At 73.3% G+C, this 22,565-nt stretch carries 24 protein-coding genes; 15 read left to right on the top strand and 9 right to left on the bottom strand.

The window, feature by feature from the left end; all coding sequences use genetic code 11:
* The 4 genes from GCL84_RS03085 to rimP all read right to left on the bottom strand — a co-directional run.
* A partial coding sequence (locus tag GCL84_RS03085) for a translation initiation factor IF-2 N-terminal domain-containing protein (RefSeq protein ID WP_197522980.1) occupies nucleotides 1-310 on the bottom strand: 310 nt, incomplete at its 3' end.
* Between the two features lie 89 nt (nucleotides 311-399).
* Nucleotides 400-657: a YlxR family protein gene (locus GCL84_RS03080; protein ID WP_235925961.1), complete on the bottom strand. Its 258-nt coding sequence runs from the start codon at nucleotides 655-657 to the stop codon at nucleotides 400-402.
* 159 nt (nucleotides 658-816) lie between these two features.
* Nucleotides 817-1,833, bottom strand: coding sequence for a transcription termination factor NusA (nusA, locus tag GCL84_RS03075; protein ID WP_156753785.1), 1,017 nt, complete (start codon nucleotides 1,831-1,833; stop codon nucleotides 817-819).
* The gene (gene rimP / locus GCL84_RS03070; RefSeq protein WP_235925957.1) at nucleotides 1,830-2,384 is read right to left on the bottom strand and encodes a ribosome maturation factor RimP; all 555 of its coding nucleotides are present in this window, start codon (nucleotides 2,382-2,384) and stop codon (nucleotides 1,830-1,832) included. Before rimP ends, nusA begins: the two co-directional genes overlap by 4 nt.
* Before the next feature lie 158 nt (nucleotides 2,385-2,542).
* Here rimP and GCL84_RS03065 point away from each other — a divergent pair, with 158 nt between their 5' ends.
* Complete coding sequence (locus tag GCL84_RS03065; RefSeq protein WP_156753784.1) at nucleotides 2,543-3,040, top strand: hypothetical protein; 498 nt, start codon at nucleotides 2,543-2,545, stop codon at nucleotides 3,038-3,040.
* On the top strand, nucleotides 3,040-3,555 hold the full coding sequence (locus GCL84_RS03060) for a ferritin-like domain-containing protein (RefSeq protein WP_235925956.1): 516 nt from the start codon (nucleotides 3,040-3,042) through the stop codon (nucleotides 3,553-3,555). The genes GCL84_RS03065 and GCL84_RS03060 overlap by 1 nt, the downstream gene beginning before the upstream one ends.
* A 97-nt stretch (nucleotides 3,556-3,652) precedes the next feature.
* On the opposite strand, the gene GCL84_RS03055 is transcribed toward GCL84_RS03060, so the two are convergent.
* Together GCL84_RS03055 and GCL84_RS03050 are read right to left on the bottom strand one after the other, a co-directional pair.
* Nucleotides 3,653-4,414, bottom strand: coding sequence for a hypothetical protein (locus GCL84_RS03055; protein WP_156753783.1), 762 nt, complete (start codon nucleotides 4,412-4,414; stop codon nucleotides 3,653-3,655).
* Between the two features lie 86 nt (nucleotides 4,415-4,500).
* Entirely contained in the window at nucleotides 4,501-5,499 is a 999-nt protein-coding gene (locus GCL84_RS03050; protein WP_156753782.1) for an aminotransferase class V-fold PLP-dependent enzyme, read from the bottom strand.
* 22 nt (nucleotides 5,500-5,521) lie between these two features.
* Here GCL84_RS03050 and GCL84_RS03045 point away from each other — a divergent pair, with 22 nt between their 5' ends.
* The 5 genes from GCL84_RS03045 to GCL84_RS03025 all read left to right on the top strand — a co-directional run bounded on the left by GCL84_RS03045 (nucleotide 5,522) and on the right by GCL84_RS03025 (nucleotide 9,231).
* On the top strand, nucleotides 5,522-5,932 hold the full coding sequence (locus tag GCL84_RS03045; protein WP_156753781.1) for a YjbQ family protein: 411 nt from the start codon (nucleotides 5,522-5,524) through the stop codon (nucleotides 5,930-5,932).
* Nucleotides 5,933-6,060: 128 nt separating this feature from the next.
* Complete coding sequence (locus GCL84_RS03040; protein ID WP_156753780.1) at nucleotides 6,061-6,765, top strand: hypothetical protein; 705 nt, start codon at nucleotides 6,061-6,063, stop codon at nucleotides 6,763-6,765.
* Nucleotides 6,762-7,496, top strand: coding sequence for a hypothetical protein (locus tag GCL84_RS03035; RefSeq protein WP_156753779.1), 735 nt, complete (start codon nucleotides 6,762-6,764; stop codon nucleotides 7,494-7,496). The genes GCL84_RS03040 and GCL84_RS03035 overlap by 4 nt, the downstream gene beginning before the upstream one ends.
* 20 nt (nucleotides 7,497-7,516) lie before the next feature.
* The gene (locus GCL84_RS03030) at nucleotides 7,517-8,263 is read left to right on the top strand and encodes an HAD family hydrolase (protein WP_235925955.1); all 747 of its coding nucleotides are present in this window, start codon (nucleotides 7,517-7,519) and stop codon (nucleotides 8,261-8,263) included.
* A complete protein-coding gene (locus GCL84_RS03025; protein ID WP_156753777.1) occupies nucleotides 8,260-9,231 on the top strand; it encodes a hypothetical protein in 972 nt (323 codons plus the stop codon). The genes GCL84_RS03030 and GCL84_RS03025 overlap by 4 nt, the downstream gene beginning before the upstream one ends.
* A gap of 61 nt (nucleotides 9,232-9,292) precedes the next feature.
* On the opposite strand, the gene GCL84_RS03020 is transcribed toward GCL84_RS03025, so the two are convergent.
* Nucleotides 9,293-11,041, bottom strand: coding sequence for a proline--tRNA ligase (locus GCL84_RS03020; protein WP_156753776.1), 1,749 nt, complete (start codon nucleotides 11,039-11,041; stop codon nucleotides 9,293-9,295).
* A gap of 100 nt (nucleotides 11,042-11,141) precedes the next feature.
* Nucleotides 11,142-11,333 (bottom strand): hypothetical protein, encoded by a 192-nt coding sequence (locus tag GCL84_RS03015; RefSeq protein WP_156753775.1) that lies wholly within the window; start codon nucleotides 11,331-11,333, stop codon nucleotides 11,142-11,144.
* A 983-nt stretch (nucleotides 11,334-12,316) separates the two neighbouring features.
* On the opposite strand from GCL84_RS03015, the gene GCL84_RS29115 reads away from it, so the two are divergent.
* From GCL84_RS29115 to GCL84_RS02985, 6 genes are all read left to right on the top strand, one after another.
* Entirely contained in the window at nucleotides 12,317-12,691 is a 375-nt protein-coding gene (locus GCL84_RS29115; protein ID WP_197522979.1) for a peptide deformylase, read from the top strand.
* Nucleotides 12,692-12,739: 48 nt separating this feature from the next.
* Complete coding sequence (locus GCL84_RS03005) at nucleotides 12,740-13,108, top strand: VOC family protein (RefSeq protein WP_156753774.1); 369 nt, start codon at nucleotides 12,740-12,742, stop codon at nucleotides 13,106-13,108.
* Between the two features lie 154 nt (nucleotides 13,109-13,262).
* On the top strand, nucleotides 13,263-14,003 hold the full coding sequence (gene yaaA, locus GCL84_RS03000; protein ID WP_156753773.1) for a peroxide stress protein YaaA: 741 nt from the start codon (nucleotides 13,263-13,265) through the stop codon (nucleotides 14,001-14,003).
* Between the two features lie 227 nt (nucleotides 14,004-14,230).
* Nucleotides 14,231-15,199 (top strand): serine protein kinase RIO, encoded by a 969-nt coding sequence (locus GCL84_RS02995; RefSeq protein WP_156753772.1) that lies wholly within the window; start codon nucleotides 14,231-14,233, stop codon nucleotides 15,197-15,199.
* A gap of 319 nt (nucleotides 15,200-15,518) precedes the next feature.
* Nucleotides 15,519-17,015, top strand: a complete 1,497-nt coding sequence (locus tag GCL84_RS02990) for a DEAD/DEAH box helicase (protein WP_156753794.1) — start codon at nucleotides 15,519-15,521, stop codon at nucleotides 17,013-17,015.
* 70 nt (nucleotides 17,016-17,085) lie between these two features.
* Entirely contained in the window at nucleotides 17,086-17,868 is a 783-nt protein-coding gene (locus GCL84_RS02985) for an SDR family oxidoreductase (protein ID WP_156753771.1), read from the top strand.
* A 556-nt stretch (nucleotides 17,869-18,424) separates the two neighbouring features.
* Here GCL84_RS02985 and GCL84_RS02980 read toward each other — a convergent pair.
* On the bottom strand, nucleotides 18,425-20,347 hold the full coding sequence (locus GCL84_RS02980) for an intein-containing Rv2578c family radical SAM protein (protein WP_235925954.1): 1,923 nt from the start codon (nucleotides 20,345-20,347) through the stop codon (nucleotides 18,425-18,427).
* 129 nt (nucleotides 20,348-20,476) lie between these two features.
* On the opposite strand from GCL84_RS02980, the gene pnuC reads away from it, so the two are divergent.
* Nucleotides 20,477-21,109, top strand: coding sequence for a nicotinamide riboside transporter PnuC (gene pnuC / locus GCL84_RS02975; protein WP_235925953.1), 633 nt, complete (start codon nucleotides 20,477-20,479; stop codon nucleotides 21,107-21,109).
* Complete coding sequence (locus tag GCL84_RS02970; RefSeq protein WP_156753769.1) at nucleotides 21,106-22,146, top strand: AAA family ATPase; 1,041 nt, start codon at nucleotides 21,106-21,108, stop codon at nucleotides 22,144-22,146. Before pnuC ends, GCL84_RS02970 begins: the two co-directional genes overlap by 4 nt.
* Nucleotides 22,147-22,565 lie beyond the last annotated feature (419 nt).

The following is a 22,565-nucleotide window of genomic DNA, read 5'->3' as shown; positions in this document are numbered from 1 at the left end:
CGGGCTGGGCGCTGGGCGCCTGCGCGGCGGGCGCCGGGGTGGCCGGGGGCGCGGGGGCCTCCGCCTGCTTGGGCGCGGGCGGACGCGGTCCGGGCCTGGGCCCGGGGCGCGGTCCGGGTCGCGCGTCGCCGTTGCCGGAGGCGCCACCCTTGCCGGGGTAGGCGTCCCGCAGCCTGCGGGCGACCGGGGCCTCCACGGTGGAGGACGCGGACTTCACGAACTCGCCCAGGTCCTTCAACTTGGCGAGTACATCCTTGCTGGTGACACCGAGCTCTTTTGCCAGCTCGTGCACGCGGGCCTTGCCTGCCACTGCTCTCCTCGTCTTGATGAGGCCGGCGGGCAAGTCCCGTCGACCTCGTCTTATCGTCGCGCGTTCATGTCTTCAGCTTCACGGCTGACTCATGACGGGTCGACCTGCTTCCTGTTTCCTTCCACGGCCCGGGGTGGTCCCGAACCGACGGTCGCGCCGAGCGAGTCCCCGCCTGGCGCGTCGAGCACCGCCCGCAGGGCCGCCACGTCGACCGCTCCCTGGGCTCGCAGAGCCCTGGGGAACGCCCGCCGCTTCTCGGCCTTGGCCAGACACCGCGGGTCGGGGTGCAACCACGCACCCCTACCGGGCATCCGGCGCCTCGGGTCGGGGAGGACGTCCCCGGCCACGAGAACCACTCGCAACAACTGCGTGTCCTCCGCTCGCGCACGGCAGCCGACACACGTGCGGACCGGTTTCGCCCCGCCCTCGCGGGCGGCACGTCCGGTGGCAGCGGCGTCGGGAGACGGCACCTGTCGGTGGACCACGTCCAGTCTATCCTGTCCGGCTCAGTCGGCAGAACCGGATACCGGCCCGGCGGCGGGAGCCGCCTCGGCGGCGTCGCTGCGGATGTCGATCCGCCACCCGGTCAAGCGGGCCGCGAGCCGCGCGTTCTGGCCCTCTTTCCCGATGGCCAGCGAGAGCTGGAAGTCCGGCACCACCACGCGGGCCGTCTTCGTGCGCTCGTCGACCACCGTGACCGAGACCACCTTCGCGGGCGAGAGCGCGTTGCCCACGAACGTCGCCGGGTCGTCCGACCAGTCGATGATGTCGATCTTCTCGCCCGCCAGCTCGCTCATCACGTTGCGCACCCGGGCGCCCATCGGGCCGATGCACGCGCCCTTGGCGTTGACCCCGGACACCGACGAGCGGACCGCGATCTTCGAGCGGTGCCCCGCCTCGCGCGCCACCGCCGGGATCTCGACAGTGCCGTCGGCGATCTCGGGGACCTCGAGGGCGAACAGCCTGCGCACCAGGTTCGGGTGCGTCCGGGACAGCGTGATCTGCGGCCCGCGGGCCCCGCGGCTGACGCCGACGACGTAGCACTTGACCCGGGTGCCGTGCGCGTAGTCCTCGCCGGGCACCTGCTCGACCTGCGGCAGCACGCCCTCGGTGTCGCCGACCTGGACGACGACGAAGCCCTTGGAGTTGGCCCGGGTGTCGCGCTGCACGACCCCGGCGATGATCTCGCCCTCCTTGGCCGCGAACTCGCCGAAGGTGCGCTCGTGCTCGGCGTCGCGCAGCCGCTGCAGGATGACCTGGCGGGCGGTGGTGGCCGCGATCCGGCCGAAGCCCTCGGGGGTGTCGTCCCACTCCTCAGCGGGCGCGCCGTCCTCGCCGGGGGTGGTCGCGATGACCCGGACCAGGCCGGTGCGCTTGTCGATGTCGATGCGCGCGTTCGACTGGTGGCCCTCGGTGTGCTTGTAGGCGGTCAGCAGGGCGGTCTCGATGGCCTCGATGACCGTCTCGAACGGGATCTCCTTGTCCCGCTCGATGGCCCGCAGCGCGGCGATGTCGACGTTCACGCGTCCTCCTCGTTCTCGGCCGCCCGTTCCCCGAGCATCGCCAGGTCGGCAGCCGCGGGCTGCTTGAACTCGATCTCCACCACGGCCGAGGCCACGTCGGCGTAGGCCACGCGGCGCAACTGCCCGTCCGCCAGCAGGGTGACCCCCGCGTCGGGTGCGTCATCGCTGTCGGCGTCGCCGACCCGGCCGGTGAACTCCGCGCCCTCGTGTGGGCGGACCTTGACCAGGCGCAGCCGGTTGCGCCGCCAGTGCCGGGGGCGGGTCAGCGGCCGGTCGGTGCCCGGCGAGGTGACCTCGAGGGTGTACGGCCCGCCCAGCACCTCGTCGTGCTCGTCGAGCACGGCGGCCAGCGCCCGGCTGACCTCGGCCACCTGGTCCAGGCCGACCCCGTCGTCCCCGTCCACGATCACCCGCACCAGGCGGCGCCGCCCGGCGGTGGAGACGTCGAGCTGCTCGAGGTCGTACCCCGCGGCGCGCACGGCGTCGTCGACTAGGGGGCGCAACGCCCCGTCGACGGCGTCGCCGGGCGCGCCCTGTCCCTGGTTGGCCACGTCGGCCGCTCCCTGATTCTGGTCGGTCCTGCGGTTGTCTGCCGGTCGGCGGTACCGCGCGCCGTCCGTGGTCGCCTAGCGTATCCGGTTCGCCCCGGACGGGTCTCCCCGGCAAGCCGCGGCCGGGGCCGCGCCGGGGCCTGGCAGGATGACCGCCCGTGACGCCCCGCCGCTCCCCCGCCGTGCTGCACCGCCGGGCCCTGCTGCGCGCACTTGCCGCGGGCGCGGTCGCCCTCCCGCTGCTGTCCGCGTGCACCTCCGACGACGCGCCCGACGGCCCGGACCCGCTGGCCGCCCTGGCCGCCCGCGCCGAGTCCGACGCCGCGGCGGCCACCGCGATCGCCGCCGCCGTGCCCGCCCTCGCCGCCGTCGCGGGCGAGGTCGCCAGGGTCCGCGCCGAGCACGCCCAGGCCTTGACCGCCGAGGTCGACCGCGTGTCCCCGCCCGCGGGCACCGCCCCCGCCACCACCCCGCCGCCTTCGGCCGCCCCGCAGGTCCCCGCCGACCCCGCGGCGGCCAAGGCCGCCGTGGTCAAGGCCCTCGCCGACGCCGAGCAGCAGATCACCCCGCTGGTCGCCACGGTGCCCCGCCACCGCGCGGGCCTGATCGCCTCGGTGGCCGCAGCGTGCGCCGCGCTCCAGGAGGTCCTCGCCTGATGCAGGAACAGCCCGATCCCCCCGTCGTGGACCCCACCGACGCCGCCCAGCCGACCACCGTCCCGGCCAGTCTCCCCCCGATGGCCGAGGACACCCTCGCGGCCGTCCAGGCCGCCCTCGGGGCCGAGCACGCCGCTGTCTGGGTCTACGGGCTGGTGAGCGCTTTCCTCCCCGCGTCGTTCAACACCTCCATCGCGCAAGGCGCGCTGGCCCACCGGGCCCGGCGTGATGCCACCGAGCGGCTGCTGGGGGCTGCCGGTGCGGTGCCCCGGCCCGCGGAGCCCGCTTATCTCCCACCGCGGCCGGTGGCTGATCAGGCTGGCGCGTTGGCGCTGCTGGTCACGGCGGAACAGGACGCGACGGTGGCCTGGCGGGCGGTTCTGGAGCGCACGGACGACGTCGACGTCCGCGAGACGGCGGCGGAGGCGCTGGTCGAGGAGTCGGTTCGGGCTACGCGATGGCGCATCGCTGCTGGGATCGATCCGGCCACGCCTGCTTTTCCAGGGCGCCCGTAGGTGGGGTCCGCGGCCCGCGATCTGGCCCACGCACCCCGATGAGCTCTTCTGGCGGAGAACCCGTTCTCCGCCAGCCGGGGTGTCCGCCGTGCCTTCGTCAGGCCTCGGCGTCGATCTCCAGGGCCAGGCGCAGGGCATCGCCGCAGACAGCCTTGAGGGTGGGTTCATCAGCGGCGGTGCGGGTGGCCTTGCCCTCGACCGGGGCGTAGTCGGCCTCGACGATGACCACGACGGACTCGTTCTGCTGAGCCGCGTAGCCCCCGCCGCTGAGCGCGGTGAGCGGGGGGACGCTGATGACCTTGTCCCGGACGAGGTCGTTGACGTTGCCGGTGCCGTCGCGGTCGGTCAGGGCGCGCAGTTCGCCCGCGGTCTTGGCGCTGTTGAAGTGCAGCACGCCGACCGAGACCAGGATCTCGCGGTTCTCGACCGTGGTGGTGAACAGGCCCTGGACGACCTTCGTGCATAAGCCGGGCCTGGCCAGGAACTCCCGCGTGGCGCCGTAGGCGTGCTTGGCGCAGTCGGTGTCGGTGCGCGCCTTCGCCACCTCGGGGTGCGGGTCGAACTGGTACTTGCCCGCTGTCTTGGGCAGGGTCTGCTCGACGGTGGGGACGCCAGCCTGGTCCGCGCTGTCGCCGTCGCTGGTGACGTACGACCAGACCAGGCCGGACACCACCGCGATGGCGATGAGGCCCGCGATGCGCAGTCCCCAGCTCAGCGCCGTGTTCGGTGGGGGCGGGGGCGGCTCGGCACTGAACTGGAACGGGTCCCCGCCGGACACGCGGGGGATCCAGTCCGTCTCACCGTGGCTGGGGTGCGACCCGGGCCACGGGCCGCGACCGGGGTGCTGGGGCTCCGACACGACTGCTGACGGTAATCGGTGTCGCCCAGCCGTGTCGTACCGGATGACCGATAGGGGCGAAAGACGCAGTTCAGCCGGGGTCTGGCTCAGAGTGCGCCGAGAACCGCCTCGACGTCCTCGACGGTGTTGTAGAGGTGGAACGCCAGCCGCGCGCGCCCCGCGCGCGACGAGCAGCGGATGCCCGCGGCGGTCAGCGGCTCGGTGGGCGCGTCGATGGAGACGATGGCCGAGCCGCGCGGCGCCGACCCCATCCGCTCGAGCAGCCCGTCGGCCAGGCCGACGCAGTGCGCGCGGACCTCGGCCAGGTCGAGCCCGGCCAGCCAGGTTAGCGACTCGGCGGCGCCGGCCTGGGCGAACCAGACCGGCGACAGGTCGAACGCGCGGGCGTCGGCCGCTTGGCGCAGCGGCAGGCCGTAGAGGGACCGCCAGCGGTCCTCCCCGGCGTACCAGTTGGCGGCGACGGGCCTGGTCAGCTCCACCGCGCGCGGGTGCACCGCCAGCCAGGCGGCCCCGCGCGGGCACAGCAACCACTTGTAGCCCGCGCACACCACCCAGTCGGCCCAGTCCAGCCGCAGCGGCAGCCAGCCCGCGGCCTGGGTGGCGTCGAGCAGCACCATGGCCCCGGTGGCGTGCAGGCCGTCGAGGTCGACCACGCGCCCGTCGGCGGACTGCACCACGCTGACGGCGACCAGGTCGAAGTCCGGGGCCCGGTCCACGAGGTCGTCCAGGTCGACCTCGACGACCTCCAGGCCTCGGGCGGCGAAGGGGAAAGTCAGGCTGGTGAACTCGTTGCGCGCGGTCAGCACGCGGGTTCCGTCGGGGACGCCCGCGGCCACCTGGGAGACCAGGTGCGCGACCGCGGCGCCGATGGCCACGGACCCGACGTCGACCCCGACCAGCCGCGCCCACGCGGCCCGCGCCACCTCCACGGGCGCGTCGAACTCCGGCGGCGTGGCCGCGCCGGTCCGCCAGCGCCGGACGGCGGTGTCGACCGTGTCGGCGACCCGGGCGGGTGGGATGCCGACGCTCGCCGTGTTGAGGTAGCCGGGCGGGACGTCGAAGTCTTCTCCGAAGGCGGCGCGCACCGGTTCACCATACGGTGGCCCGGTGCACAGCGAGGAGATCGAGATTCGGACCGGCGGCACCGAGGTCGTCCACGACCTGACCGACCGGTGCGCGCGCTTCCTGTCCGCCGCGGGCGCGGTGGACGGGCTGCTCAACGTGTGGGTGCCGCACGCCACCGCGGGTCTGGCCGTCATCGAGACCGGCGCGGGCAGCGACGACGACCTGCTGGCCGCCCTGCGCGACCTGCTCCCGGCCGACGACCGCTGGCGGCACCGGCACGGCACCCCGGGGCACGGCCGCGACCACGTGCTGCCCGGCCTGGTCCCGCCCTACGCCACGATCCCGGTGCTCGGCGGCGCTCTGGCGCTGGGCACCTGGCAGTCGATCTGCCTGGTCGACACCAACGTCGACAACCCGGTGCGGCGGGTGCGGCTGAGCTTCCTCGCGGGCTGACCTGGGAGCTGGTGGGGCCTGTCCCGTGGGGCCGCGGAGTGTGTAACTCCACGAGACCGGCTTGTTTGTGGGGTGTGGTGGGGGCTTGTGCAGAGGGGTATCCAAGGGCGCTGCGCTAAGTTCGGCCGGTGCGCGGGCGGATGGCGGTGGCGACTGGGGCGTTGGTGCTCGTGGCGGGCGCGTTCGCCGTCGTCGGCGTGCTGTCGCCCGCCGGGCCCGACTCCGGCGACCTGCCCAGCGCGACGTCGGTCGCCTCGACCAGGACCCGCGAGGCCGCGCCGGAGGTCCCGGTCAACCAGGGCTGGCGGGTCGTGCTGGACCCGCGGGCGCGGCTGTCCTACGAGGTGCCCGGGGACTGGGTGCTGGCCGAGGACGACCAGTCGCTGGAATCGTCGAGCGGCGTGCGGCTGGGACGCCTCGCCGACTACGGGACCTACCTCTGCCAGGGCGCGGAGTACGGGCGGGCGTTCAGCGGCAGCGGGGTGGCCGCAGGCCCCCCGGAGCGCGCGGCGTCCGAGCTGGCCGCGGCCATCGCCGCCGACCAGTACAGCGACGCCAGCCAGACCGCGCGGGTGACCGTGTCGCGGGCCACTCCGGTGGTGCGCGACGGGGCGCGCGGGGTGCTGGTGCGCGCCGACGCCGAGGCGGCCGAGTCCGGTGACCAGTGCGTGGGGTCGCGCGGGACGGTGACGGTGGTGGCGCTGGCGACCCCGGCGGGCACGGGGGTGGTGGTCGTGGCGACCGACACCGAGGCGGGTCGGGCCCGGGGCCCGGAGCCGGTGGCGCAGGCGGACCTGAAGAAGATCACCGACAGCGTCCGGCCACGTCGATGAGCTACCCGGGCGGCGGTTACCAGGGTCTCGGCGCGTTCCAGGAGCCGCGCGGGCGCGGGCCGGTCATCGCCGCGGTCGTCGCGGCGGTGGTGCTCGGCGGCGGGGCGGCCACCTTCCTCGTCCTCGACCGCGCCCCCGCCGCCGGCGGACCGGCCCCCGCTCCCCCGCCGACGACCGCGGCCACCACGCCGGGGGGCGAGCTCGTCGACAACCTCACCGGCCGCATCGCGTTCACCGTCCCCGTCGACTGGGACGTCGCCGACGGCGCGGACCCGGTCGTGCTCAAGTCCCTGGGCACCCCGATCACCTCGTACGCGACGGCGGGCGCTTACGAGTGCGCGGGCGAGTCCTACAACCGGGGCTTCGCGGGCAGCGGCGTCGCGCGGCCGGGCGAGATCAACCAGGTGGCCACCGACATCGCGCACGCGGTGGGGGTCGACGGCTACTCCTCGGCGAGCAGCGTGCGGGTGGAGGTGGGCACGCCCAAGCCCGTCACCCGCTCGCGCGCGGACGGCGCGGGCGTCGACGGCGTGCGGGTGGAGGCCGTCGTCACCACCTCGGGCAACGCCTGCATGAGCACCAGGGGCCTGATCGCGGTCACCGTGCTCGACCTCGGCGGGCGGCTGGGCTTCGTCGTGGCCAACGGCGACGTCGAGGGCGGCCCCGCCGACCCGGCGGTGCTCGACGGCGCGGCCGTGGCCGCCATCGCCGACAGCGCCCGCCCCTCCTGACCCGTGCCAGGATGGGCTTCGTGCAGCCAAGCCCCACCACCGCCGTCCTGTGGGACGTCGACCTGACCCTCGTGGACTACAGCGGACTCGGCAAGGTCTGGTACGCCGAGGCGCTCGCCGACGTCGTCGGGGTCGAGATGGCCCAGTCACCGCCCTGGCCCGGCCGCACCGAGCGCGGTCTGGCGATCGGCGTGCTGGAGGCCAACGACGTCGACTGGACCGAGGAGCACGTCGAGGCGCTGTACGCGGCGCTGGTGCGCATCGCCGAGCGGGGGCGGTCCACGATGGCCGAGCGCGGGCGGGTGCTGCCCGGCGTCCCGGAGGTCCTCGCGGCGCTGGCCGCGGAGCCGTCGGTGGTGCAGACGCTGGTCACCGGCAACCTGCCGGAGCTGGCCGAGGTGAAGCTGGCCCCGCTGGGCCTGCACACCCACCTCGACCTGGCGGTGGGCGGCTACGGCGCGCTCTCGGTCGACCGGCACGTGCTCGTCGAGCACGCCGTGGCCGCGGTGGCCGACAAGTACGGGCGGCGGCCGGAGCGGGTGGTCGTCGTCGGCGACACGCCGCTGGACGTGGCCGGGGCGGTGGCGCACGGCGCGGTGGCGGTGGGGGTGGCGACCGGGCGCAGCAGCGTCGACGAGCTGGCCGCCGCGGGCGCGCAGGTGGTCTTCCCCGACCTGTCCCACACCACGGCCGTGCTGTCCGGGCTGCTGGGTACCGGCGACTCCCCGACCGGCGCCCGCCCGGGTGAACTACGGTCTGGGGCATGAGCACCCCAGGGGGTCCGTACTGGCAGGAGCCGCAGCCGCAGTACCAAGTGGACCCGGTGACCGGTCAACCCGCCCCGTACCAGCAGGGGCACCCCCAGGGTGACCAGCAGTACCAGCAGTCCTACCAGGGCTTCGGCATGTACCAGCAGCCGCCGCCCCCGGGCCCGCCCAAGTCCGACCGCACGCCGTGGATCGTCGTCGCGGTGGTCGTGCTGGTCGTGGCGATCGGCGGGGTGGCGACGCTGCTGCTGATCAACAGGGGCGGGGACGAGCCCGTGGCGGCCCCCGGGCCGAGCAGCTCGCAGCGGGCGCCGGAGACCACCTCGTCCAGCCGCGGGTCGACGAGCAGGCCGACCTCGTCCTCGCGGCCGTCCACGCCGAGCAACGTCGAGGACATCCTGGTCGAGTCGGTGGTGACCGGCTGGCAGGGCGTGCTGTCCCACAAGGAGGGTGTCGCCTACGACGTCCCCAAGGACTGGAAGGTCGCCACCCCGGACACGATCGTCGGGTTCGCCGACAACGAGGGCAAGCCCACCGCGGTCATGCACGGCGTCACCACCTACAAGCCGGACGCGTGCACGGCGGTGAAGGGCTCCAACCGGGGCAACGCCGGGTTCGTCACGGCGGGCCAGATCGAAGTCGAGCGGGCCGCGGTCAACGGCGTGAAGCTGTTCGCCGAGGCCGCCTCGCTCAACCCGGACGACTCCAAGGCCCCGGTGCAGTTCTCCGATCCGTCCCCCACCAAGGTGGCCGCGGGCAAGATCGAGGCGGTGACGGCGACGGCGGTCATGACGGTGGACCAGCCGGGCGAGTGCCCGTCGCCCACCGTCAAGTTCACCACGGTGGCGTTCAAGAACGGCGAGAACACGATGCTGTTCATGCTCTACCACGACCAGGGCACGCCGGACGCGCTGCCCGACGACGTGGTCACGAAGATCATCCAGAGCATCCGGCCCTACGAGGGCTGACGGCCAGACGGTGAAGGGGCGGGTCCACCTTGGTGGGCCCGCCCCTTCACCGTTGTCCGGGTCAGCCCCGCACGAGGCCCTTGAGGTGGTCGACGACCTCGGCGACGGGCACCTCGACCCGCTCGCCGCTGCGCCGGTCCTTGACCTCGACGACGCCGTTGGCCAGGCCGCGGCCGACCACGACGATGGTCGGCACGCCGACCAGCTCCGCGTCCTTGAACTTCACACCGGGCGAGGTCGACCGGTCGTCCAGCAGCACCGACAGGCCCTCGGCGTCCAGCTTCGCGGCCAGGTCCTCGCCGCCTGCCTTGAGCGCCTCGTCCTTGCCCGCGACGACCACGTGCAGGTCGAACGGCGAGATCTCGCGCGGCCAGTTCAGGCCCTGGTCGTCGAAGAGCTGCTCGGCCAGCACCGCGACGAGCCGGGACACGCCGATGCCGTAGGAGCCCATGGTGATCCGGATGGGCTTGGAGTCCGCGCCGAGGGCGTCGAGGCCGAACGCGTCGGCGTACTTGCGGCCGAGCTGGAAGATGTGGCCGATCTCGATGCCGCGCGCGGCGACCAGGGTGCCGGTGCCGTCCGGGGCGGGGTCGCCCGCGCGCACCTCGGCGGCCTCGATCGTGCCATCCGGGGTGAAGTCGCGGCCCGCGACCAGGTCGACCACGTGGTGGTCGGCGGTGTCCGCGCCGGTCACCCAGGCGGTGCCGGTGACCACCCGCGGGTCGACCAGGTAGCGCACGCCGTTGTCGAGCAGCGCCTTCGGCCCGATGTAGCCCTTGACCAGGAACGGGTTCCTGGCGAAGTCGGCGTCGTCGAGCAGCGCGACCTCAGCGGGCTCCAGCGACGCCTCCAGGCGCTTCTGGTCCACCTCGCGGTCGCCGGGCACGCCGACGCCCAGCAGCTCCCACTCCTTCGCACCGGGCTGGCGGGTCTTGAGCAGGACGTTCTTGAGGGTGTCCGCGGCGGTGAACTCCCGGCCGAGGCCCGCGCCGTTGAGGAAGGCGACCAGCGTGTCGATGGTCGGGGTGGCCGGGGTGTGGTGCACCTGGGACGCGGGCAGGCCCTCCAGCGGGCGGGCCGGGGGCGCGGGGGTCACCACGGCCTCGACGTTGGCCGCGTAGTCCGAGCCGGTGCTGCGCACGAAGGTGTCCTCGCCGGTGGGCGCCACCGCCAGGAACTCCTCCGACGCCGAGCCGCCCATCGCCCCCGAGGTGGCCGAGCAGATGACGTACTCGACGCCCAACCGGTCGAAGATCTTGATGTAGGCGTCGCGGTGCGCCTGGTAGGAGGCCGACAGCCCCTCGTCGTCGAGGTCGAAGGAGTACGAGTCCTTCATGACGAACTCGCGGCCGCGCAGGATGCCCGCCCGGGGCCGCGCCTCGTCCCGGTACTTGGTCTGGATCTGGTACAGCGTGACCGGGTAGTCCTTGTAGGACGAGTACTCGCCCTTGACCGTGAGGGTGAACAGCTCCTCGTGGGTGGGTCCGAGCAGGTAGTCCGCGCCCTTGCGGTCCTTGAGCCGGAACAGGTTGGGCCCGTACTCGGTCCACCGGTTGGTGGCCTCGTAAGGCTCCTTGGGCAGCAGCGCCGGGAACTGGATCTCCTGGGCGCCGATGGCGTCCATCTCCTCGCGCACGACCCGCTCGACGTTGCGCAGCACCCGCAGCCCCAGCGGCAGCCACGAGTACCCGCCCGGAGCCACGCGGCGGACGTACCCGGCGCGCACCAGCAGCTTGTGGCTGGGCACCTCCGCGTCCGCCGGGTCCTCGCGCAGGGTGCGCAGGAACAACGACGACATCCTGGTGATCACGGTGGGCTCCTCGAGCGCGGGAATGGTGCTTGTAGAGGGTAGTGACCGGCCCCCGGCCTGCGCATTCGGGTTGTCGCGAGGTAGACGACCCGCGCCGGGGTCAGGCCACGGCCCGCCCGCGCGACCGCGATATCGCCGACACGACCGCGTTGAAGTCGTCGAGGTGCCCTGGATCGATCTCCCCGTCTGCGAGCGAGGCGCCCGCGGTGCGGGCCACGCGGAGCAGGTCGTCGAACTTGGTTTCCTGAACAGGGTCGATGCGGGAACCGGGGTCTTCGACAAGTGTCCGCACGGCGCGGGCGAAGTCGGCCAGGACGGCGGTCGCGACCGAGAGGGCCGCGCGGGTGGACGCTGGGTTGATCCGCGATCACACCCGGTTCATTCCATTCACGTGATGAGGTCTGGGGACACATGAGCGGCAAGGCGGCCGACGACGGGAATGACGCACAGGGCGCGTTCATCACCGAACTGCGACGCTTGCGCGCGGGTGCTGGGCGATCGCAGAAGGCACTGGCGCGGGCAGTTGGTTAAGACCCTTCCTACGTCAGCAAAGTCGAACGAGGCACTGTGGTCCCGAGTCTTGCTTTCGCTGAGGGAGCGGACCGGAATCTCCTGGCGGGCGGCGCGCTCGTCCGGAGATGGCGCGATCTGCAAGTCGTGTTTGATCCGCATCGCGGTCGACCGGTTTCCTGGCGACGCGGGCGACCCGCCCTGCTGTACCGGGATGACCCCTTGACCTGGCCTGAGATCGTCCCGGCCGCGACCTCTCGCGGAGAGAAAATGTCTTGGCGGGTGAAAGACGACCAGGACGCGTTCAAAGAGGTCTGGCTCCTGTTCGAGAACGATGGGGCCAAATTCCCCCTCTACCCAGGTGAATCCGCGTTGATCGAGTACACCTACGACGTCCCGGGGCACAAGTGGGGCCGTGGTGGCAGCGGGCTGTTCGACTGCCCGCCCGGCGGCTCAGCATGGCCGTCGAATTCCCGGACGAACTCGATCCCATCCTCTGGGGTGTGGAAACGTCGCTGCACGCCCGCTACCGCATGGAGTGGAAGCTGCGAGCGTCCGACGCGGTGAGCACCACAGAGCCGGTTTCACCCTCCGAGACGATGCGCGGACTCGGGATCGCCCAGGAGGGCGACGAGATCCTGAGCCAGGTCGCCAGGCCGTTCACGCTCCCCGAGGAAGCCGAGGAGGCCCGGCGCGTCGTCGACCGGCTCATGGCGGCCGTGGAACGGGTGCGGCGGGTACACGACTTCACCAAGGGGATGGGGGATGGCCGCGCCGCAAATCGGGATCGGGCGCGCCGCGGCGGTCGTGCGGGCGCCCGGCGCGGAGACGATCACACCGCTCAACCCGCGGGTGATCGAGGAGTCGTCCGGGACCGACGATCAGCACGAGGGGTGTCTCAGCTTCTTCGACGTGCGCGGTGTCGTTCCCCGGCCGCTCGCCGTCGAGGTGGCGCACGAGACGCTGGCGGGCGAGGCCCGGGTCACCCGGTTCGACCGGGGGATCGCCCGCCTGGTCTGCCACGAGATCGACCACCTCCGGGGCGTCCTCTACCGCGAGCGGATGCGGGAGGGGGTCTCCCCGATCCCGGTCGCGCTGTACCGGGGAACCGGGAGTGGCTGGACCTATACGACCAGGTGAGAGCGTCGGGCGGCGGTTTTGTCGGTCCCCGCCAGTACCTTGCCGGGCATGAGCTTGCAGCACAGCGGTGTGACCATCGACAGCATCAACCCCCCGGCCCTCGCCGAGTTCTGGACCCAGGTCCTCGACCTGGAGATCAGCCTGAACTACGAGGACAGCTTCATCGCCATGACCCCGCCGGGGGCGGCGCCGCACTCCGCCGCCTACCTCGCCGTGCAGCGGGTGGCCGAGGTCAAGGAGGGCAAGAACCGCCTCCACCTCGACCTGCACACCGACGACCGCCACCGCGAGGTCGCCCGGGTGGTCGCCCTGGGCGCCAAGGCCGTCGACGAGCACGAGATCCCGGGCCTGGCCTGGACGGTGCTCCTCGACCCCGAGGGCAACGAGTTCTGCATCGGCCAGCCCACCGAGGGCTGACCCCCGACCCGAGCCGCGACTCGCTTCCCCGGACGCGGCTCCGCCGGGCCCGCTCCCCGCGAGGGCAGCGGGCCCACCCCGGCCTCCCCCGGGCCTGCCCCACAGGTCACGGCCCCGGGACAACAGCACCGCCGCCGTTCTCTAGGCTCGCCGCGTGCTTGTTCTCCTGCCGCCCTCGGAAACCAAGAGCGATGGCGGGGATGGCCTCCCCCTGGACCTCGGGGCGCTCTCCTTCCCCGAACTCACCCCGGTCCGCCGCAGGCTGACCGAGGCGCTGCGGACCCTCGCCGACGACGTTCCGGCCAGCCTCCAGGCGCTGGGGCTGTCCGAGCGGCAGACCGATGAGGTCGAGCGCAACGCCGAGCTGTTCACCTCCCCCACGGCGCCCGCCCTGGAGCGCTACACGGGCGTCCTCTACGACTCGCTCGGCGCGGGGTCGTTCACCAGGGCGCAGCGGGCGCGGGCGGACAGGCGGCTGGCCGTGGCCTCCGCGTTGTTCGGGGTGGTGCGGACGAGCGACCCGATCCCGGCCTACCGACTCTCCGGCGGCTCGGCGCTGCCCGGGGTCGGCGGCCTCCGGACGGTCTGGCGGGCCGACCTGGAGAAGACCCTGTCCACAGTGGATGACCTAGTGGTCGACCTGCGGTCCGGCGCCTACGCCGCGCTGGCCGACGTCCCGCGGGCGGTGGCGGTGCGGGTGGTCACCGAGGACGCGGGCGGCAGGCGCAAGAGCGTCAGCCACTTCAACAAGGCCGCCAAGGGCCGCTTGGCCGCCGCGCTGGCCACCGCCCCGCGCGAGCCGGGGACCGTGCGGACCATCGTCTCCGCCGCCAGGGCCGCCGGGTTGCGGCTGGAGCCCGTGGGCGAGCGGGAGCTGGAACTGGTCATCGACTGACCCCTGACGAGTTAAATCGATTGCGCGGCGTGCGGCCGCCGCGCCATGCTGTTCGCGTACGACCCGAGCCGGAGACACCGGCGGAGCCGAGGAGGTGCCCGATGGACATGAACGTCCCTGTGGTGGCGCCGTACCCGCCCGCCCGCCCCTCGGAGTCGACCGGCCGCTGAGCGCTGCTCGCGCTGGTCCTCCGAGGGGTCCCACCCCCGCTCAAGGAGAAACAACCAGTGCGCTCGCACGGTCTCACCGACGACTTTTCCGACGAACACCACGACGACCACCCCCGGGCCCGCAGGCGGCGGCGCTTCGACGACGACCCGCAGCCGACCAGGTCCGGGCGGCTCACCGAGGCCGAGAAGGCCCGGCTGGCCCGCGTCCGCGACGACGCCTACACCACCCAGGGCCTGCTGCCCGACGGCGCCGACCGCTGGTCGACCTGGGGCGAGGCCGAGCAGGGGCCCAAGCCCCGGCCGGACTGGCTGGTGACCGAGCTGGCCGCCGCCGACACCGAGCTCGGCGTGCTCAAGACCGGCAAGGAGGCCGACGTCTTCCTGCTGGAGCGCGCGGTGCCCGACGGGGACTCGTGCGTGCTGGCCGCCAAGCGCTACCGCGGCGGCGAGCACCGGCTGTTCCACCGCGACGCCGGGTACCTCGAGGGCAGGCGGATGCGCCGGTCCCGGGAGAACCGGGCGATCGCCGGGCGCACGTCGTTCGGCCGCAACCTCATCGCCGAGCAGTGGGCGGTGGCCGAGTTCGCCGCCCTGGGCAGGCTGTGGGCGGCGGGCGCCCCGGTGCCCTACCCGGTCCAGCGCGACGGCACCGAACTGCTGCTGGAGTTCGTCCGGCCCGCGGGCGGCGCGGCCACCGAGGGCGCGCCCCGGCTGGCCCAGGTGCGCCCCGGCGCCGACGAGCTGCGCGACCTGTGGGAGCAGCTCGTGCGGGCGCTGGAGGTCTTCGCCACCGAAGGGCTCACCCACGGCGACCTGTCCGCCTACAACGCGCTCGTGCGCGACGGCGAGCTGGTCGTGATCGACCTGCCGCAGGTCGTCGACGTCGTCGCCAACCCGGCGGGCCGGGAGTTCCTGGCCAGGGATGTGGCGAACATCGCTTCCTGGTTCGCCGGGCGGGGCCTGCCCGCCGAGGTCGGCGACGCCGCGGCGCTCACCGCCAGGCTGCTGTCGATAGCGGGCGTCTGACCAGGTGGGGCGGGTGACCGCGGTCGCCCGCCCCACCTGCCCAGTGGGCACGCTCACGATCTCGAAGGGCCCGCACCGGACAAGGGGGCGACCACGTCAGGTAGTATCGGTTCAGCACCGCGAGCGACAAGAGTCGCTCCCGTCGGATCAGTTCAACGGTCCGGGCGGTGGCGGTGACCATCAGACAGACCACCCAATAACGGCGTGCTACCACGCCGGGCCCGTCCGCGTGAAAGCCTGCCGACCTCATGACAGAGGGCGGAGCCTCCCGAGACGTGCCACGTCCCGAGAGGACCCCGTGCCAGACACTGCCCTGTCCATGATCGATTCCGAGCAGGCCGACCTTGGCGTCGACCAGGCGGACCGCAAGCCCCGACACCGCCAGAGCGGCAAGGGCCGCTACAACGAGATCGGTGAGAACGGTCCCTCCTTCGCCGAGCTGGGCCTGCCGCCGAAGCTGCTGGCGGCGCTGGCCGAGGCCGGCATCGACTCCCCCTTCCCAATCCAGGCCGCGACGCTGCCCGACGCGCTCGCCGGGCGCGACGTGCTGGGCCGCGCCCAGACCGGCTCCGGCAAGACGCTGGCCTTCGGCCTGGCGCTGCTGGCCCGGCTCGACGGCGGCCACGCCCGCCCCGGCCGCCCGCGCGCGCTGATCCTGGTGCCGACCCGCGAGCTGGCGCTGCAGGTCTCCGACGCGCTGACCCCGATGGCCCGCGCGCTGGGCCTGTGGTGCCGCACCGCCGTCGGCGGCATGTCCTTCCCCCGGCAGGCCGAGGCGCTGCGCCGCGGCGTCGACCTGCTGATCGCGACCCCCGGTCGGCTCTCCGACCACGTCCGCCAGGGCACCTGCACCCTGACCGACGTGCAGTTCAGCGCGATCGACGAGGCCGACCAGATGGCGGACATGGGCTTCCTGCCCCAGGTCCGCGAGATCCTCGACCTCACCGACCGCGACGGCCAGGTGCTGCTGTTCTCGGCCACCCTGGACGGCGACGTCGACCAGCTCGTCCGCCGCTACCTGACCAACCCGGTCACGCACTCGGTCGACGTGTCCACCGCCAGCGTGTCCACCATGGAGCACCACGTGCTGCTGGTGTCCAAGCGGGAGAAGACCGACGTCATCACCGAGGTCGCCGCCCGCGACGGCCGCACGATCATGTTCGTGCGCACCAAGCACCACGTCGACCGCTTGGCCGAGAAGCTGCGCGAGGTCGGCGTCCGCGCCGGGGCGCTGCACGGCGGCAAGACCCAGGGCGCCCGCAACCGCGTGCTCTCGCAGTTCCGCGACGGGGTCACCCCGGTCCTGGTCGCCACCGACGTCGCCGCCCGCGGCATCCACGTCGACGGCGTCAGCCTGGTCGTGCACGTCGACCCGCCCGCCGACTCCAAGGACTACCTGCACCGGGCGGGCCGCACGGCCCGCGCGGGCGAGTCGGGCACCGTCGTCACCATGGTCACCCACGAGCAGCGCCGCAGCGTCGCCCGCCTGACCGACAAGGCCGGGATCAAGCCGGAGAGCACCCGGGTCGCCCCGGGCAACGCCGACCTGGTCCGCATCACCGGCGCGCGCGTCCCCACGGGCGAGCCGTGGATCGAGCCCCCGGCCCGCCCCAGCCGCCCGCAGCGCTCCCCGCGCCGCGACGGCGGCGGCCCGCGCGGCGACTTCCGCGGCGAGTTCCGCCCGCGCCGCCGCGAGGGAGCCCCGCGCGAGGGCGCCCACCGCGACACCCGCAACGACGCAGGCTTCGACCGCGGCGCCCGCCGGGGCACCGCCGCACCGCGCCGCGCACCGCGCCGGTTCAACGCCGAGCGCTGATCGACTGACCAGTGCCCTCCACCCGGATTCCGGGTGGAGGGCACTGGCGTTCGCTGGCTACGGTCGGGACATGGGCGTGCAGGCGTTGACGGGCAAGGTCGTCGTGGTCACCGGGGTCAGCAGGCGGGCGGGGATCGGGTTCGCCCTGGCCGCGGACCTGCTCGCGGCGGGGGCGTCGGTGCTGGTCCAGTCCTGGGCGGAGCACGACGCCGGTCAGCCGTGGGGCGCCGACGACCTGGGCGAGTCCGGGGTCGTGCGGCTGCTGGGCGAGGGTGTGCGGCACGTGGTCGCGGATTTCGCCGACCCGGACGCGCCGCGCCGAGTGATCGAAGCGGCGGTGGACGCCTTCGGCGGGGTGGACGTGGTGGTCGCCAACCACGCGCGCAGTTCGCTGGGCACCCTCGCGGAGGTGACAGCCGCCGAACTCGACCTGACCTGGGCGGTCAACGCCCGCGCGAGCGTCCTCCTGGCCCAAGCCTTCGCCGCCGCCCACGACGACACGCGCGGCGGCGGGCGGATCATCCTGTTCACCTCGGGCCAGCACCTCGGACCGATGAGCCAGGAAATCCCCTACGCCATCAGCAAGGGCTCCATCCACCAGATGACCCTGACCCTGTCGGACGCGCTGATCGACCGGGGCATCACCGTCAACACCGTGAACCCGGGCCCGGTCGACACCGGCTGGGCAGGCGGGGAACTGGCCGAGCAGGTCGGCCGCGCCCTCCCCGCCGGGCGCTGGGGGACCCCGGCCGATGTGGCGAACCTGGTGCGGTGGCTGGCCTCCGACGACAGCCAGTGGGTCACCGGCCAGGTCATCAACTCCGAGGGCGGCTTCCGCCGCTGGGTCATGTAGCACAACCGGCAACCCGCCCCAGCCCTCGCCTTTCCACATCCGCAAGCGGCCCGCCACTCCAATCCCATTCGCGGCAAACCCCGCCAACACCAAACCCCGCCACACCACTGGGCAATGCCACTCACTTAGCCCGGCGTGGAGGCTGTGGGGTCGTGCGTGGTGATGGCGGCCGCGGAGATCGAGGCGTGGAAGCGTTCCGAACGCGAGAACACCGCACGGCCCTGCCTGTCGACCACACCCTCCTTCGGGTCCCCGAGTACGAGGTCCCGAACAGGGGCGACAGAACCGAGCCCATCCGGTCGCCTCACCCACCAACCCCGTGCGCGAGACGACCGAGCAAGCCGACACCGACCGGCCCCCACCCGAACCCTCCACCACCACACCCGCCCAACCAGGAAAAACACGAAGTAAGTGGCATTGCCCACTGGGGGCGGCCCCAAGCCCATTCTGCCGGCTTCACCCGTTCGGCACGCCGAAGTCGATCATGCCTGTGGACAACTCCGCGGCGGCTCGCCAGGACGCGGCGCGCACTGGTGCGGGCGAAGGTTCAGGGGGCCTAGAGCAGGCTCAACTGGTCCGGGCCCGTCGTCTGCTCCGGAACGCGCTTCTCGACCACGCTCCCCTCCGGGAACCGGTACCCCCCACCCGCCAACCCGTGTCGACGCGCCAACGGCGCGACCCGGGCGGCCAACGCGGCCCGGTACCCGGGCGCGGCCCGCAGCCCCCGCCCGTAGACGCGCCGGTACAGCGGGACGAGCACCGGGTGCTCGCGGGCGAGCCAGGCCGCGAACCACTCGCGCATACCCGGCCGGATGTGCAACGGCTGCACCGTCACGCCGGTCGCGCCCGCCGCCGCGATGGCGGCCAGCAGCGCGTCCAACTGTTCCACCGCGTCGGTGAGGCCGGGCAGGATCGGGGCGGCGAACACACCGCAGGGCAGGCCCGCGCCGGTGATCCGGCGGATGAGTTCCAGGCGGGCCGACGGGGACGGCGTGCCTGGTTCCACAGAGGACTGGAGTTCGCGGTCCAGCAGGGCCAGTGAGACGCCGAGGCCGACCGGCACGTCCGCGGAGACGGCCTTGAGCAGCGGGAGGTCGCGGGAGAGCATGGTCCCCTTGGTGAGGATCTGGAAGGGCGTTCCGGACTCGGCGAGGGCGCGGATGATGCCGGGCATCAGCCCGTAGCGGCCCTCGGCGCGCTGGTACGGGTCGGTGTTGGTGCCCATGGCCACCGGCGAGCCGTGCCACGAGGGGGCGGTCAACTGTCGCTTGAGGACCTGGGGCGCGTTGAGCTTGACCACGACCTGGTTGTCGAAGTCGTCGCCCGCGTCGAGGTCGAGGTAGGTGTGCGAGTGGCGGGCGAAGCAGTTGTGGCTGACCACGCCGTTGGCGATGAAATCCGAGGTGCCCGTGGTGATGTCGTAGAGCGGCAGTTCCAGGCCCAGCGGCTCGACCGCGACGACGTCGAGGCGGGCGGGGGACTTGATGGCGGCGCCGTCGATGGTGCGCTTGGTGGTGACGGCGGGGTCGGTGAGGTGGAAGAAGCGGAGGTGCTCGGGCAGGCCGCCGTCGACGCGCACGCAGCGGCGGGCCATCGGCAGCCTGCGCTGCTCGAGGGCGTGCTGGAAACCGAAGCGCGACAACGCCTCCTCGACGGCCGCCAGCGCGCGCGGCCCCAGGTTGGGCAGTCGCAGGATGCGGTGGGCGAATGTGCCGTCGGCGTCGAACACCCCGGCGAGCAGGCCCTTGCGCCACTCGTCGGTCGGGGTGCGCGGCCAGTCGACGGGCAGCGTGAGCCCGGAGTCGCCGGACAGGTACTCCGCGACCCGGGCGCCTGCCTGCTCGGCGCGCGGCGCGCCGCCGTCGCCCCTGGCGACGCCCGCGAGGTAGCCGCGCCGGTAGTCGGCGGTGTCCTTGGGGGCGGCGGCGAACTGGCCGGTGCCCATGAGCTTGTTGCCGACGGTCAGGTGCGGGCGGCGGCCGGGCCCGGAGACCTCGCCGGTGACGTGCTTCCAGCCGCGCTCGGTGAGGAAGCGGTGGTCGCCGCTGGCGATGAGCTGGGTGCCGTCGGCGAGGGTGACGCGGTAGGCGGGCTTGGTGGTGCTCCAGTGGTCGAGCACCTCGGTGGGCACGTAGTGGCGGTAGCTGCCGCGCCGCTCGGTGCCGTAGATCCGGTCGCCGACGGCGATCTCGGCCAGCGGCTTGGTCGTGCCGTCGGCCATCAGGATCGGCGTGTCGCCGTGCAGGCAGTAGGTGCACGCGTGGGAACACCCGCGGTAGGGGTTGACCGTCCACTCGAACGGCATCTCGCCGCGCCCGGGCACGCGGTTGAGCACTGACTTGGCCAAGACCTCGTGGAACACCACCCCGGCGAACTCCGGGGTCCGCACGCTGCGCACCAGGCCGGGCAGCCCCGGCAGCGAGCCCTGCCCGGCCTCGTCGGCCCGGGTCCCGTCCAACCGCTGTCCGTCCCATCGCACGGCGTTAGTCGAACACATGTTCGATCATCGCGCAACGGGTCGATCCCACTTGTCGCCCGACCGGGCAGCGGCTCCGTAGGCTGCGGGTCGGCTGACCAGGGCGGCGGTCGAACAGGGAGGAGTCAGCCGGTGTCACTCGACGGCGTGCTGGGACCACTTCGCGCGACCGCGTTCACCGCGTTCGGCGCCGAGACCTCGTGGATGGAGGTGGTCGGGTTCGTCACCGGCGCGCTGTGCGTGTGGCTGGTGGCGCGGCAGAACGTGTGGAACTGGCCGATCGGGATTGTCAACAACCTCGCGTTCTTCGCCCTGTTCATCACCGCGGGCCTCTACGCGGACGCGTGGTTGCAGGTCGTCTACGTCGCCCTCGCCGTCTACGGCTGGTGGTCGTGGCTGCGCGGGGGCGACGAGCGCACCCACCTCACGGTCTCGCGGGTCACCGTGGCGCAGTGGCGGGTGGTCCTCGTCGTGGGCGTGGCCGCCACCGCGGCGCTCACCTTCCTGCTCAGCACGGCGACCGACTCCACGGTCCCGTTCCCCGACGGGTTCACCACCGTGCTGTCGCTGCTGGCGACCTGGGGGCAGGCCCGCAAGAAGCTGGAGAGCTGGTGGCTGTGGATCACCGCCGACCTGGTCTACATCCCGCTCTACGCCTACAAGGGCCTGTGGCTGACGTCGATCCTCTACGTCGGCTTCCTCGCCCTGTGCGTGCTCGGGCTGCGCTCGTGGCGGGCCGACCTGCGCGCGCGGACCGCGGCATGAGGTTCCGCCACGCCCTGGTGCTCGGCAAGTTCTACCCCCCGCACGCCGGGCACCACCACCTGATCCGATCGGCCGCCGCCGAGTCCGGGCGCACCACCGTCGCGATGCTCGGCGCGACGGTCGAGTCGCTGTCCATCCGCGACCGGGTGTCCTGGCTGGCCGAGGAGCACGCGGCCGACCCCGGCGTCCGGGTCGTCGGCGACCTCGACGACCACCCGATCGACTACCACGACCCGGCCGTGTGGGACCTGCACATGGGCGTCGTCCGTTCGGTGCTGGCCCGGCGGGCGGCCCTGGACGGCCACGAGCCGGTCGACGCGGTGTTCAGCAGCGAGGGCTACGGGGCCGAGCTCGCCCGGCGCCTCGGCGCGCGGCACGTGCCGGTGGACCCGGGCCGGGTCGCGCACCCGGTGTCGGGCACGGCGGTGCGCGCCGACGTCCGGGGCAACTGGTCGCGCCTGGCCCGGTCGACGCGGGCCGGGCTGTGCACGCGGGTGGTCGTGCTCGGCGCGGAGTCCAGCGGGACGACGACGCTGGCCAGGGCGCTGGCCGCGCACCACGGCGGCGACTTCGTGCCGGAGTACGGCCGCGAGCACACCGAGGTGAAGACCAGGGCGGGCTCGACGGTGTGGACGGTGGGCGACTTCGTCGACGTCGCGGTGCGCCAGGGCGCGGACGAGGACGCGGCGGCCCCGCTGGCGCCGGTGCTGGTCTGCGACAACGACCCGTGGGCGGCGACGGTGTGGTGCGAGCGCTACCTGGGCGCGGGGCACGCGGAGGTCGACGCGGCCGTGGGGTCGCGGCGGCCCGCGCTGTACCTGCTGACCGACCACGTGGGCGTCCCGTTCGAACAGGACGGCACCCGCGACGGCGAGCACCTGCGCCCGTGGATGACCGCCCGGTTCGTGCGCGGGCTGCGGGAGCGCGGTGTGCCGTGGGTCCTGCTGACCGGCACCCGCGAACACCGCCTGCGCCGGGCGGTCAGGGCCTGCGAGCAAGCGATGACCACACGATTCACCTTCGCGGACCCGCTCTGACCCCATCCCCGTGATGTTTCGTGGTTCCTGAACCAGGAGCTTCGGCACCAAGGCCGAACACCCGGCCCCGCAACCACAAACTCAAACGCGCGTTCTTCCTCGCCCGCAGACGCCGCGACGTCCTCTACGCCATGCTCCCGCAACAGCGCCCACTACCGCAGCTTGACAACCACACAGGCCCCCGCCTTCCGACCCGGGCAGGCGAACCCGTTCGAGCGCACCCCGCGCGACACCAAACCCCACCACACCACTGGGGGCGGCCCGAGGCCCATTCTACCGGCTTCACCCGTTCGGCACGCCGGAGTCGATCTTGCCTGTGGACAACTCCGCGGCGATCCCCAGGCGTGTCTGACGCGCCGGGTTCGGCGGCGCGCGCACCGTGTTCTGGGCTGACCGCCAACCTGCCCCACCCGCACCCG

Origin of the sequence: Actinokineospora pegani (genome assembly GCF_009745975.1) — a bacterium.
Taxonomy (GTDB): domain Bacteria; phylum Actinomycetota; class Actinomycetes; order Mycobacteriales; family Pseudonocardiaceae; genus Actinokineospora; species Actinokineospora pegani.
This window is presented reverse-complemented; position numbering and strand designations above follow the sequence as displayed.